The organism is Amycolatopsis sp. 3B14, from assembly GCF_050958625.1.
GTDB classification, from domain to species: Bacteria; Actinomycetota; Actinomycetes; order Mycobacteriales; family Pseudonocardiaceae; genus Amycolatopsis_E; species Amycolatopsis_E thermoflava.
On sequence record NZ_JBHZEN010000045.1, the window covers coordinates 16,429 to 29,019 of the forward strand.

The 12,591-nt window shown below is 70.6% G+C and carries 13 protein-coding genes; 4 read left to right on the forward strand and 9 right to left on the reverse strand.

Annotated elements, in window-relative coordinates; genetic code table 11:
- The first annotated feature begins 34 nt into the window (after positions 1-34).
- Positions 35-895, forward strand: a complete 861-nt coding sequence (panB, locus tag ACCP09_RS24625) for a 3-methyl-2-oxobutanoate hydroxymethyltransferase (RefSeq protein ID WP_017987043.1) — start codon at positions 35-37, stop codon at positions 893-895.
- 37 nt (positions 896-932) lie between these two features.
- Here panB and ACCP09_RS24630 read toward each other — a convergent pair whose 3' ends face one another.
- From ACCP09_RS24630 to ACCP09_RS24655, 6 genes are read right to left on the reverse strand one after another with little or no spacing between them, the layout of a single operon-like run.
- A complete protein-coding gene (locus tag ACCP09_RS24630; protein WP_433750587.1) occupies positions 933-1,886 on the reverse strand; it encodes an undecaprenyl-diphosphate phosphatase in 954 nt (317 codons plus the stop codon).
- A gap of 53 nt (positions 1,887-1,939) precedes the next feature.
- Positions 1,940-2,746 carry an ABC transporter permease gene (locus ACCP09_RS24635; RefSeq protein WP_433750590.1) on the reverse strand — a complete coding sequence of 269 codons (807 nt, stop codon included), beginning with the start codon at positions 2,744-2,746 and terminating at the stop codon, positions 1,940-1,942.
- Positions 2,747-2,755: 9 nt separating this feature from the next.
- Positions 2,756-3,613: an ABC transporter permease gene (locus tag ACCP09_RS24640; protein ID WP_027932298.1), complete on the reverse strand. Its 858-nt coding sequence runs from the start codon at positions 3,611-3,613 to the stop codon at positions 2,756-2,758.
- A gap of 1 nt (position 3,614) precedes the next feature.
- Positions 3,615-4,826, reverse strand: a complete 1,212-nt coding sequence (locus ACCP09_RS24645) for an ABC transporter substrate-binding protein (RefSeq protein ID WP_027932299.1) — start codon at positions 4,824-4,826, stop codon at positions 3,615-3,617.
- A gap of 12 nt (positions 4,827-4,838) precedes the next feature.
- On the reverse strand, positions 4,839-5,906 hold the full coding sequence (locus tag ACCP09_RS24650; RefSeq protein WP_037324027.1) for an ABC transporter ATP-binding protein: 1,068 nt from the start codon (positions 5,904-5,906) through the stop codon (positions 4,839-4,841).
- A gap of 5 nt (positions 5,907-5,911) precedes the next feature.
- Entirely contained in the window at positions 5,912-7,333 is a 1,422-nt protein-coding gene (locus ACCP09_RS24655) for a gamma-aminobutyraldehyde dehydrogenase (protein WP_123683774.1), read from the reverse strand.
- Between the two features lie 134 nt (positions 7,334-7,467).
- Between ACCP09_RS24655 and ACCP09_RS24660 the strand changes: the two genes are divergently transcribed.
- On the forward strand, positions 7,468-8,211 hold the full coding sequence (locus tag ACCP09_RS24660; protein ID WP_378336888.1) for a FadR/GntR family transcriptional regulator: 744 nt from the start codon (positions 7,468-7,470) through the stop codon (positions 8,209-8,211).
- Positions 8,212-8,245: 34 nt separating this feature from the next.
- Positions 8,246-8,974 carry a cache domain-containing protein gene (locus tag ACCP09_RS24665; protein ID WP_123683775.1) on the forward strand — a complete coding sequence of 243 codons (729 nt, stop codon included), beginning with the start codon at positions 8,246-8,248 and terminating at the stop codon, positions 8,972-8,974.
- Here ACCP09_RS24665 and ACCP09_RS24670 read toward each other — a convergent pair.
- Genes ACCP09_RS24670 through ACCP09_RS24680 form a run of 3 tightly spaced genes read right to left on the reverse strand, consistent with a single transcriptional unit; the run spans position 8,961 to position 11,502 of the window.
- A complete protein-coding gene (locus ACCP09_RS24670; protein WP_433750597.1) occupies positions 8,961-9,731 on the reverse strand; it encodes a helical backbone metal receptor in 771 nt (256 codons plus the stop codon). The two genes, ACCP09_RS24665 and ACCP09_RS24670, sit on opposite strands and share 14 nt — an antisense overlap.
- Positions 9,728-10,102: a DUF4326 domain-containing protein gene (locus tag ACCP09_RS24675; RefSeq protein ID WP_433750600.1), complete on the reverse strand. Its 375-nt coding sequence runs from the start codon at positions 10,100-10,102 to the stop codon at positions 9,728-9,730. Before ACCP09_RS24675 ends, ACCP09_RS24670 begins: the two co-directional genes overlap by 4 nt.
- Complete coding sequence (locus ACCP09_RS24680; RefSeq protein WP_433750603.1) at positions 10,099-11,502, reverse strand: RNB domain-containing ribonuclease; 1,404 nt, start codon at positions 11,500-11,502, stop codon at positions 10,099-10,101. Before ACCP09_RS24680 ends, ACCP09_RS24675 begins: the two co-directional genes overlap by 4 nt.
- 125 nt (positions 11,503-11,627) lie before the next feature.
- On the opposite strand from ACCP09_RS24680, the gene ACCP09_RS24685 reads away from it, so the two are divergent.
- Positions 11,628-12,590: an AAA family ATPase gene (locus ACCP09_RS24685; RefSeq protein WP_433750606.1), complete on the forward strand. Its 963-nt coding sequence runs from the start codon at positions 11,628-11,630 to the stop codon at positions 12,588-12,590.
- Position 12,591: the final 1 nt, after the last annotated feature.

Here is a 12,591-nt window from a genome sequence, read left to right on the forward strand (position 1 = left end):
GACGAGGGCCTCGAGGGAAGGACGGTCGACGAAGATGTCCACCACCAGCGGCGAGACCGCGGCCCCGTACGGCTCCGGCCCGGCTTCCGGCGCCCCGGCCAAGAAGGTCCGCATCCCCCACCTGCAGGAACTCAAGCGCCGCGGCGAGCCGTGGCCCATGCTCACCACCTACGACATGTACACGGCCGAACTGTTCGACGAGGCCGGCATCCCGGTGCTCCTCGTCGGCGACTCGGCCGCCAACAACGTCTTCGGCTACGAGACCTCGCTCCCGGTGACCGTCGACGAGCTGCTCCCCCTCGTCCGCGCCGTCACCCGCGCCGCGAAACGCGCGCTCGTCGTCGCGGACCTGCCGTTCGGCTCCTACCAGCTCTCCCCCGAACAGGCCCTCGCCACCGCCGTCCGCTTCATGAAGGAAGGCCGAGCGCACGCGGTCAAACTCGAAGGCGGCCGCCGGTTCGCGCCGCACGTCGAGGCCCTCACCGGCGCGGGCGTGCCCGTCATGGGTCACATCGGCTTCACCCCGCAGAGCGAGCACAACCTCGGCGGCTACCGGGTCCAGGGCCGCGGCGAGGCGGGCGCCGACCTGATCGCCGACGCGCTCGCGCTCCAGGAAGCCGGCGCGTTCGCCGTGGTCATGGAGATGGTGCCGGCCGAAGTCGCGAAGCAGGTCACGCACGAGCTGAAGATCCCGACGGTCGGCATCGGGGCTGGCCCGGACTGCGACGCCCAGGTGCTGGTGTGGCAGGACATGGCCGGCCTGCGCCGCGGCAAGGCGCCCCGCTTCGTCAAGCGGTACGCCGACCTCGCCGGCGCCCTGTCCGGCGCGGCGGCCGCCTTCGCCGACGAAGTGCGCCGCGGCGAGTTCCCCGCGCCCGAGCACGCCTTCCACTGACGGCCCCTGCCGCCCGCCCTCATGTGGCGGGCGGCAGTCACGCCAGGAAATACGCGAGACTCCCGAGCCCGGCGATCACGCAATAAATCGCGAACGGCGTCAAAGTGCGCGTCTCGAAATAACGCGTCAGGAATCGCAGCGCCAGGTACGCGGCCACCCCGGCAACCAGGCTGCCCACCAGCGCAGGCCCGAGGGAGGCCTGGTTCGCCGGCGTGAACAGCGACGGCAACTTCAGCACCCCCGCGGCCAGAATCACCGGCGTGGCCAGCAGGAACGCGAACCGCGCGGCGTCCTCGTGCGACAAACCCCGCCGCAGGCCGGCCACCATCGTGATGCCGGACCGGCTGATCCCGGGGAACAACGCGAGGATTTGCGCCGCCCCGATCAGCACCGCCTCGCCGACGCCGAGCCGCGCCAGACGGCGGTCGGCGGCCTCCTCGGCCCGGATGATCCGGATCGGCATCGTGATCTCCGCCGAAAAGTCCCGCGTCACCTCCGACGGCTCGGGCACCGGCGCGACCGGGACCGGCCGGCGTGCAGCACGCGCGGACCGCTCCACGGCCAGCAGCACGACCCCGTTGAGCGCCAGGAACACCGCGGTCGGCACCGGTTTGCCGAGGAAGTCCCGCAACGCGCTTTCCAGCAGCAACCCGGCCAGCCCGACCGGGATCGTCGCCAGCACCAGCAACCACGCCAACCGCTGGTCGGCGTCGGACACACGGCGGTCACGCACCGAAGTCCACAACCCGCGCACGATGCGCACCCAGTCCCGCCGGTAGAAAACCACCAGCGCCAGTGCGGTCGCGACGTGCATCGCGACCAGCACCGCCAGGTACGGCGATTCGCCGCCCATGCTCAGGTCCTGCGCCCAGGAACCGCCCAGCCACGCCGGAATCAGGATGCTGTGCCCGAGGCTGGACACCGGAAACAATTCCGACACGCCCTGCAAAGCGCCGACGACAATCGCCTCGAAATATGTCACAGCGGACATCGCGGACCTCTTTTCCGACCGCCGGAAACCGTCCGCCGAAAATACCCGAGGCGCTACAGCCGCCCGCCGCTGGCCGTGTCCCCGGACAGCCGCTGCGCCAGGTACACCGGGACCGTCGACACCACGATCAGCACCGCGGCGACCACGTTGACCACCGGCGCCTGGTTGGGCCGGAACAGGTTGTCCAGGATCCAGATCGGCAGCGTCTGCAGCCCGGCGCCGAGGGTGAACGTGGTCACGATGATCTCGTCGAACGACAGCGCGAACGCCAGCAGCCCGCCCGCGAGCAGCGCCGACCGCAGCATCGGGAACGTGACCAGCCGGAACGTGGTGATCCCGTCGGCCCCGAGGTCCATGGACGCCTCTTCGAGGTTGCCGCCCATCCGCCGCAGCCGCGCGACGACGTTGTTGAACACCACGACGATGCAGAACGTGGCGTGCGCGACGATCGCGGTGAACAGGCCGAGGTCGACACCCAGGATGGTGAGGAAGGCGTTGTTCAGCGCGATGCCGGTGACGATGCCGGGCAGCGCGATCGGCAGGATGATCAGCAGCGAAACCGTGTCCTTGCCGAAGAACCGGTACCGCTGCAGCGCGAACGCCGCCATCATGCCGAGCACCAGGGCGATCGCGGTGGCCGCCAGCCCCGCCTGCAGGCTGGTCCACAACGCCCGCAGCACACCCTCGTTCTGCGCCGCGCGGCCCCACCATTCGAGCGTGAACCCGGACGGCGGCCAGCCGAACGTGGTGTCGCTGTTGACCGAGTTCAGCAGCACCACCAGCAGCGGCACGTAGATCACGGCGAGCCCGAGCACCAGCGCGGCGAGCAGCACGTACTTGGTCTTCTTCGAAAGCATCATGGGGACCGCCTAGAGGTTGTCCAGCGCACCGGTCCGGCGCACCGCGGCGAGGTAGACGAGCATGATCACGACCGGCACCGTCGCGACCGTCGCCGCGAAGGGGAGGTTGTTCGCCGCGCCGATGTTGTCGTAGACGACGTTGCCGAGCATCTGGCCGGCGCCACCGACGATCTTGACGGTGATGTAGTCGCCCAGCGTCAGCGAGAACGTGAAGATCGACCCGGCCACGATCGCGGGGAACGTCAGCGGCAGCACCACCGACCGGAACGTCCGCCACGACCGGCCGCCCAGGTCGCTCGACGCCTCGACGAGCGAGTTCGGCAACCGGTCCAGTCCCGCGTAGATCGGCAGGATCATGTAGGGCAGCCACAGGTAGGACAGCGTGAGGATGGTGGCGGTCAGGCCGTAGCCGGGGGTGGCGCCGAAGAGCCACCCAACCAGCCCATTGCCCGACAGCATGACCCGCCACGAGTACGCCTTGACGAGGTAACTGGCCCACAGCGGCGTCATCACCGCGATCACCAGGATCCGCTGCGCCCGCGGCGAGGCGAACTTGGCCATGTAGAAGGCCATCGGGAAGGCGATGACCGCGTCGATCACCGTCACCGCCACCGCGATCCCGAGGGTGCGGAACGTGATCGTGCGGTAGACCTCGTCGGTGAACAGGGTCGCGAAGTTGTCCAGCGACCACTCGGTGACGACCTGGCCGGTGAACGTGTCGGTGTGCCAGAAGGCGGTGACGAACAACGCCGCCAGTGCGCCGAGGTAGGCCAGGCCCAGCCAGAGCAGTGGCGCGCTGAGCAGCATGCCCAGCCGCAACCTGGGTTTGCGGTACAGGAATCCCGACACACTGGCGGCGATGCTCATGTCAGCCCTTGATCTCCGTCCACGCGCGAGTCCACTCGCCGTAGTCCTTGCACTTGACGTCGGTGCGGCCGTCGACGCACTGCGCGATCGGCGTGGTCCAGTACCAGATCTGGCTCGCGTAGGCGGCGTCACCGGCGTGGTAGGTCTCGCAGTGCTTGGCGTCCGCGGTCAGCGAGCAGGCCTTCGGGTTGGCCGGGGCCTCGCCGAAGTACTCGGCGACCTTCGCGTTGGCCTGCGGGCTGACGATGTGGTCGAGCCACTTGTAGGCGCAGGTCTTGTGCGGCGACTTGGTGGCCACCATCCAGGTGTCCGACCAGCCGGTGGCGCCCTCGACGGGCAGGGTCGACTCGAGCGGCGCGCCCTCGGACTTGGTCAGGTTGACCGTCACCTGCCACGCGGTGCCGATGACGGCGTCGCCGTTCTTCAGCGCCTGGCTTTCCTTGAGGTAGTCCGACCAGTACTCCGACACCAGCGGGCGCTGCTGCTTGAGCAGGTCGACCGCGGCCTGGAACTGCTTGTCGTCCAGTGCGTAGGGGTTCTTGATGCCCAGTTCCGGCTTGGTCTTCATCAGGTACAGCGCGGCGTCGGCGATGTAGATCGGCGAGTCGTACGCGGTGACCTTGCCCTTGTACGGGGAGTTCGCGTCGAAGACCACCGACCACGACGTCGGCGCGGGGCTGACCTGGTCGGTGCGGTAGGTGAGGACGTTGGCGCCCCAGCCGTGCGGCACGCCGTAGGAGACGTTGTTCACGCTGTTCCACGGCTTGTTCTTGAGGAAGTCGAAGACGTCGGCGTAGTTCGGGATGAGGCTGGTGTTGACCGGTTCGGTGTCGCCGGCGGCGATGAGCCGCAGCGAGGCGTCACCGGAGGCGGAGATGACGTCGTACTGGCCGGTCTTCATGAGGCTGACGGCCTCGTCGGAGGTGCCGAAGGTCTTGACGTTGACCTTGCAGCCGGTGGCCTGCTCGAACGGGGTCACCCAGTCGACGTTGGGGTCGTTGGACCCGTTTTCCGCGTAACCGGGCCAGGCCAGGATGTTCAGCGCGCCCTCGGGCTGACCGAGCTGGGAGAGGGCTTCGAGCTTGGGCGGGGTGAAGCCCTGCCCGCCCGCGCTGGACGAGCTGGACGAAGTGCTCGACGTGCCGCAGGCCGCGACCGCGGTCCCCGCACACATCAGCCCCGCGATCAAGCGCAGGGTCCGGCTGTTGCGCATCTGGATGGCTCCTTACTCGGTTATGCGGAAGTTGTGCTCTTGCCGCCAACACAGGCGGACTCGGTTGTCGGCAAGTTCGAGGGGTGCGCCGGCGTTCTGCCGGACCACCGAGAGCTGCCCGCCGACGTCGAGCGCCACCACGTAGCGGACGGTGGCGCCGGCGTAGGAGGTGCTGGTCACCGTGCCCGTCGCGGAGATTTCGCCGACGGCGGCCGGTTGTGACAGGTCCGGGTCGATGCGGATCTTCTCCGGCCGGATGCTGAACACGCCGCGCGTGCCGAGCACCGCCTCGGCGCTGTCGCCGGACAGCAGGTTCGACGTGCCGACGAACCCGGCGACGAACGCGGTGGCCGGCTCCTCGTACACCTCGCTCGGGGTGCCGACCTGTTCGATCCCGCCGGTGTTGAACACGGCGATGCGGTCGCTCATCGTCAGCGCCTCGTCCTGGTCGTGCGTCACGAAGATGAACGTGATGCCGACGTCGCGCTGGATCTGCTTCAGCTCGGTCTGCATGGCGTGCCGCAGTTTCAGGTCCAGCGCGCCGAGGGGTTCGTCGAGCAGCAGCACCTTGGGGCGGTTGACGAGCGCGCGGGCCAGCGCCACGCGTTGCCGCTGACCGCCGGAGAGCTGTGTGGGTTTGCGGCCCTCGAACCCTTCCAAGTGGACGGTCCGCAGCGCCTCGCGGGCGCGTTCGCGGCGCTGCGCGCGGGGCACCTTCTTGACCCGCAACCCGTACTCGACGTTCTGCTGCACGGTCATGTGGGGGAACAGCGCGTAGTCCTGGAACACGGTGTTGACGTCCCGCTCGAACGGCGCCAGCCGGGTGACGTCGCGGCCGGCCAGTTCGACCGTCCCGGACGTGGGCAGCTCGAACCCGGCGATCATGCGCAGCACGGTCGTCTTGCCCGAGCCGGACGGGCCGAGCATCGAGAAGAACTCGCCCTGCGCGATGTCCAGGTCGACGCCTTCGACGGCGACCACGGAGCCGAACTCCTTGCGCAGGCCACGCAGCCGGATCGCGCTCGTGGTCTCCGCCGGGGCGGTCTTTTCGGCCAGTGCGGGAGCTTGGTTGGGCGACATGTCGATCACCAGGCCGTCATGACGTGCTTGACACGGGTGTAGTCCTCGAGCCCGTAGAGCGAGAGGTCCTTGCCGTAGCCGGACTTCTTGAACCCGCCGTGCGGCATCTCGGCCACCAGCGGGATGTGCGTGTTGATCCACACGCAGCCGAAGTCGAGCTTCGCGGACAGGCGCATCGCGCGGCGGTGGTCGGCGGTCCAGATCGACGACGCGAGCCCGTACTCGACGCCGTTGGCCGCGGCCAGCGCCTCGTCGTCGCCGCTGAACCGCTGCACCGTGATGACCGGGCCGAACACCTCGTTCTGCGAGATCTCGTCGTCCTGCCGGACACCGGAGACCACGGTGGGCTCGAAGAAGAAACCCTCGTCGCGGGCGCGCTTGCCGCCAGTGTGGACGGTCGCGTGCGCGGGCAGCCGCTCGATGAACCCGGCGACCTTCGCGAGGTGCGCGGCGCTGTTGAGCGGCCCGTAGAGCACGTCCGGGTCGTCCGGCAGCCCGGTCTTCGTCGCCTCCGCGTGCCGGGTCAGCGCGGCCACGAACTCGTCGTGCACGTCGTCGTGGACGAGCACGCGGGTGGCGGCCGTGCAGTCCTGGCCCGCGTTGAAGAAGCCGGCGCCCGCGATGGTCTCGGCCGCGTCGTCGATGTCGGCGTCCGGGAAGACGATCACCGGCGCCTTGCCGCCCAGTTCCAGGTGGACGCGCTTGAGGTCGGCGGCCGCGGAGCCGGCGACCTCGATGCCTGCCCGGACCGAGCCGGTGATCGACACCATCGCCGGGATGTCGTGCTCGACCAGCGCCCTGCCGGTGGCCCGGTCACCGCAGACGACGTTGAGCACGCCCGGCGGCAGGAACTCCGCGGCGATCTCGGCGAGGAGCACAGTGGACGCCGGCGTCGTGTCGGACGGCTTGAGCACCACGGTGTTCCCGGCCGCCAGCGCGGGCGCGATCTTCCAGATCGCCATCATCAGCGGGTAGTTCCACGGCGTCACCTGCGCGCACACCCCGATCGGCTCGCGCCGGACGTAGGAGGTGTGCCCGGTGAGGTATTCCCCCGCGGCGCGGCCTTCCAGCGCGCGGGCGGCCCCGGCGAAGAACCGCAACTGGTCGATGAGCACGGGGATCTCTTCGGCTGTGGTCACGGCCAGCGGCTTGCCCGTGTTCGCCGACTCGACGCGGACGATCTCCTCGGCGCGGCGCTCGACGGCGTCGGCGATCTTCAGCAACGCGGCCTGGCGGTCGCCGGGTGTGGTCTCGCGCCACTGCTCGAAGGCCCGGGCCGCCGCACGCAGGGCGCGGTCCACGTCCTGCGCGCCGCCGACCGGCGCGGTGCAGTACGGCCGTCCGGTGACCGGATCGATGATCTCGGCGACGGCGCCGTCCGCGGAATCCGCGGGTTCGCCGTCGATGAAGTGCTTCAGCTGGTGCACGGGCAGGCTCCTGGCTCAGCGGGGACGGTGCGGTGTCGGTCACCCCGATGGCCGGAAAACATATAAGACCATATTTCATAGGACAAGTCTTTGAGGCAGGATTGTTCGCGGCGGTACCCGAAAGAAGGAGCCCGATGCGAAGGCCGTTGACGTCCCCCAGCGCGCGATCAGTCCTGTTCGCGCCCCTGGACCAGACCGGGCGGGCCGAGCTCGTCGCCCGGCGGCTGGTGGACGCGATCACGCTGGGTGTCCTCGCCGACCAGGAGCAACTGCCCAGCGAGGCCGAGCTCGCCGAGCAGTTCGGGGTGTCGACCGTGACCGTGCGGGAGGCGCTGGTGGCCCTCCGGCAGCAGGGTCTGGTGCAGACGAAGAGAGGCCGCGGCGGCGGCAGCTTCGTCTGCGCGCCGCCGGAGGAGAACGACGAGACGTGGCGGGCGCGCCTGCGTGAGGTCTCGCTCAGCGAGCTGCGGGACATCGGCGACGACTACGTGGCGATCGCCGGCGCCGCGGCCCGGCTGGCGGCCGAGCGCAGCTCCACCGAGGACATCGCGCGCCTCCAGCTCGCCGCCGAGGACATGGACGGCGCGGCCGGCACCGCGGCCGCCCGCGCCGAGCGGCAGTTCCACCTGGAGGTCGCCGCCGCGTCCCAGTCCCCGCGCCTCACGCACCAGGAGATCCGGTTGCAGAGCGAACAGGGCGCGCTGCTGTGGCTGCCGCTCGGGCACCACGATCCGGTGACGGCGTGCACCGAGCACCGGGCCATCGCCGCGGCGATCTCCCAGGCCGACGGCGAACTCGCCCGCAAGCTGACCGAGCAGCACATCCTGGACACCATCGACCGATTGGGTGAGGTGCATCTTGACCTACTCGGGTCCTAAGCTTCGACACCTCGACTACACCAGGGGCGGCATCGTGAACGACACGCTGGCCGGCGAGGACATCGCCGAAGAGGTGTCCGGCATCGTCGAGGGCGTCTTCGGGCGGCTGGCGCCTGCCGTCGCCGCGGCCACCGCGATCCTCGGCAGACCGGGCCCGGTCCGCGCCGCCGACCTGGACGCGCTGCGCCCGGACGTGCTCGCGGCGCTGGGCGAACGGGTGGTGGGCGCCGGTTTCATCGCCGCCCCGGACGCGCTCGCCGACCAGCGTTTCGGGTTCGAATGGTGGACGTGCACGCCGGGCGGCCCGCCCGCGCAGCTGTTCATCAGCCTCGACCCGGCCAGCGACCACTTCCTGGACTACACGCGGCAGTCGTGGTTCACCGTGCCGCGGGATTCCGGTCGCCGCCACATCACCGGGCCGTACGTCGACTACCTGTGCACCGACGAGTACACGCTGACCTTCACCGTCCCGGTGCTGCGCGACGGCGCGTTCGCCGGGGTCGTCGGCGCGGACGTGTTCGTGCACGAGTTCGAGCGGCTGCTGCTGCCGAAGCTGCGGCGGGTCGACGGACGGGCGGCGGTGATCAACGCGCAGGGCCGCGTGATCGCCGCCAACACGGCCCGCCAGGCGACCGGTTCGCTGGTGCGGGATCCGGACATCGCGTCCTGGTGGAACGGCGGCGCGCAGCCGGTGCACGACGCGGACACGGTGCTGCTGCGCTGCGGGGACGCGCCGATCGCGCTGCTCGTCACCAGGCGCTGAACGCTGCCGACAGCTCGCGGTGGGCGTCCACGAGGGACGGTCCGTACCAGGTCAGGTAGCGGCCGGAGACCAGCACGTACGGCACGTCCGGGAACGCCTCGGGGCCGTCGATGTCGGTGAACAGGTACGGCTCGTCGGGCAGCACCAGCAGGTCGGCGCCGTCGGCGAACCGCGCCCGCAGCTCGTCGATCTTCGGGCGCGGGTACCGGTCTTCGTGGTCGGCGTAGACGTTGGCGACCCCGAGGCGGTGCAGCACGTCGCCGCCGAACGTGTCCCGGCCGAGCACGATCCACGGCTTGCGCCACACCGGGATCACGGCACGCACGCGCTCGGGCGCCGCCTCCCGCCACAGTTCCTCGGCGGTCACCAGCCAGTCCGGTTCGGACACCTCGAACGCCTGGGTCAGCAGGCGGCGCAGCGACGCCAGCGCGTGCGGAACGGTCGCCGGCGCCTCCATCACCCACACCGGGACACCGTTGGCGCGCAGGCGTTCCACGTCCTCCGGGCGGTTCTCCTCGGAGTTGGCGAGCACCAGGTCCGGGCGCAGCGCGAGGACGTCGTCGACCTTCGGGTACTTCGAGCCGCCCACTCGCGACACCTGCAGGCTGTCCGGGTGGGTGCAGTAGTCGGTGGCGCCGGCGATGCGGCCCGGCACGGTCGCCTCGACCGCTTCCGTCAGCGCCGGGACCAGCGAGACCACGCGCCGGGGCGTGCCACGCAGCGGCACGTCCTCCCCGAGGTCGTCGAACAGCGTCATCGGTCTCCTTCGAGGTGTGCCAGCAGGACGTCGCCGTGGCAGGGTTCCGGCACGCACCAGCAGCCCAGCGCCCGGCCGGACAGTTCGTCCAGCCGGGCCAGCAGGTCCGGCCGCCCGTCCAGGTACTCGCGGTAGTGGCGCACCATGGCGGCGCGGTCGGTCTTGCCCTCTTTGACGAACGGGTTCGCGAAGTCGGACTCCGGCCAGGAGTGCCGGTTGCCCCTGTGCCCGATGTAGGTGATCAGGTCGTGCTCCACCAACCACGGCACGAGGTTCTTGTGCGGGCCCGACTTCCGCACGTTGACGACCACCGCGTGGCCGTCGCGCACGCGCTGCGCCAGCTCGCGTTCCTCGTCGGTCCAGTCGCTCATGCCCGCTCGAACGACACCTTCCGCTTGTCGACGTCCACCGCGGTGAGCCGGACGCTGATGCGGCGGCCCTCCGGCAGGTTCTCCCCCGCGCACCGCGCCATCACCGGCGGATCGGCCAGCAGGATCTCCGCGCGGTTCTCCTCCGCCCGCAGGACGACCGCCTCGAAGGTCTCGCCGACGCGGTCGGCCAGCATCCACGCCTCGACCTGGTCCAGGCAGGCCTTCTCCACCCGCGCGGCGAGCAGGTCCGACGCGCTCATCAGGCCGGGCAGCTCGGTCAGCGCGGTGCGGGCCCACGCGGGAACCGGGTCGCCGGCGCTGACGGCCAGGCACACCTCGGTGGCGAACCGGTCGGCCAGTCGCCGGATGGGCGCGGTGACGTGCGCGTACGGGGCGCCGATGCCGGCGTGCGTGACGACCTCGGGCAGTTCGCCGTCGAATGTGGTGTAGCCGGCGCCGCGCAGCAGGCGGGTGGTGTCGGTGTAGAAGGCCATCGACTCCGGCTGGGCCGGATCGAGCCCGGCGAGCAGCTCGGCCACGCTCGTCCCGGCGGGCCAGTCGATGCCCAGCGCGCGGGCCGCGCCACGCAGCCAGTGGAGGGTTTCGGCGTCCGGCTCGGGCAAGGTGCGCAGCAGGCCGATCTTTGCGTCGATCATCATCCGCGCCGCGGCCATCCCGGTGAGCAGGGAGATCTCCGCGTTCCAGGCCTCGAGTCTCGTGCGCGGCCGCATGCCGAGCACCCAGTCGCCGCCGTTCGCGCCGATGATCCGGTCCGGCAGCTGCGGTTCGACCGCGCCGCGGCGCACCGCCAGTTCCCGGCGGAGCGTGCCCAGCTCGGGCAGGGCGGCGATCGACGGGTGCGGCGCGGCCGGGTCCTCGGTCGCGTAGTCGAGTTGGTCGGTGGAGCGGACGAGCGCGCGGCGCACGGTGGCGTGGAGGAGTTCGCCGTCGCGGTCGAGGTCCAGGGTCCACAGCACGGCGGGCCGGACCTCGCGCGGCAGCAGGCTCGCCGCGCCCTCCGACAGCACCGGCGGGTGCAGCGGCACGGTGCCGTCGGGCAGGTAGAGGGTCTGGCCGCGGCGGCGGGCCTCGCGGTCGATCGGGCCGCCCGGCGCGACGAACGCGGCGAGGTCGGCGATCGCGTAGTGCACGCGGAAGCCGCCTGCGCGCCGCTCGATCAGGATGGCCTGGTCGAGGTCCTTCGCGCCCGGCGGATCGAGCGTGACCAGGGGCAGGTCGGTCGCGTCGGCGCGGTCTGCGGCCAGTCCGGACGGGTCCATCACGACGCCCTCGGCCTCGGCCAGTACGGCCGGGTCGAAGTCCTCCGGCAGCTCGAACTCGGCGCGCAGCCGGGCGAACCCGCCGTCCGCCGAGTTCGTGCTGGTCACGACGTGGGGCACACCTAGACCCTAACCCGGTATGGCCGTTCCGGTCGCCCGTTCGGGGTTGAGCCGGACGGGTGTATCTTGCCCGCACACCGTCGAAAAGCGATATCGTTTTCATCTACCTGAAGGGTGCGCACACTGTGAAAGTCGCCTTTGTCGGCAAGGGCGGAAGCGGGAAGACGACGCTGACCTCGCTGTTCGCCGCTTATCTCTCCGGTTCCGGCCACCCCGTACTGGCCATCGACGCCGACATCAACCAGCACCTCGCCGTCGCGCTGGGCGCCTCCACGGAGGAGGCGGCCGCGCTGCCGACGCTCGGCGAGCACCTCCCCCTGATCAAGGACTGGCTGCGCGGCGACAACCCGCGGATCACGAGCGCCGAGGCGATGATCAAGACGACGCCGCCGGGGCGCGGTTCGCGGCTGGTGCGGCCGTTCGAGGACAACCCGGTCTTCGCGGCGTGCTTCCGCGACGTCGCCGGGGTGCGGCTGGGCGTGACCGGGCAGTTCACCGAAGACGATCTGGGGGTGGCCTGCTACCACTCGAAGGTCGGCGCGGCGGAGCTGCTGCTGAACCACCTGGTCGACGACACGGGCGAGTACGTGGTGATGGACATGACCGCGGGCGCCGACGCGTTCGCCTCCGGCCTGTTCACCCGCTTCGACGTGACGTTCCTGGTCTGCGAGCCGACGCTGCGCAGCGTCGGCGTGTACCGGCAGTACGCCGAGTACGCGCGTGACTTCGGCGTGCGGCTCGCGGTGGTCGGGAACAAGGTCACCGACGACGAGGACGTCGAGTTCCTGCGCGACCAGCTGGGTTCGGACCTGCTGTGCTGGCTGTCCGGATCGTCGCACGTGCGCGCCGCCGAGCGCGGCCGGGCGCGGCCGATCACCGCGCTGGAGCCGCACAACCTGGACGCCCTCGCCACCATCCAGTCCACTGTGGATGCCACACCGCGGGACTGGGCGAAGTTCCACCGCCAGGCCGTCGAGTTCCACCTGCGCAACGCCCGGTCGTGGGGCAACGAGCGCGCGGGAGTGGACCTGGCCGAGCAGGTGGACCCCGAGTTCGTGCCCGGCCCGCCAGCGCTGGCCGGGGCGTAGG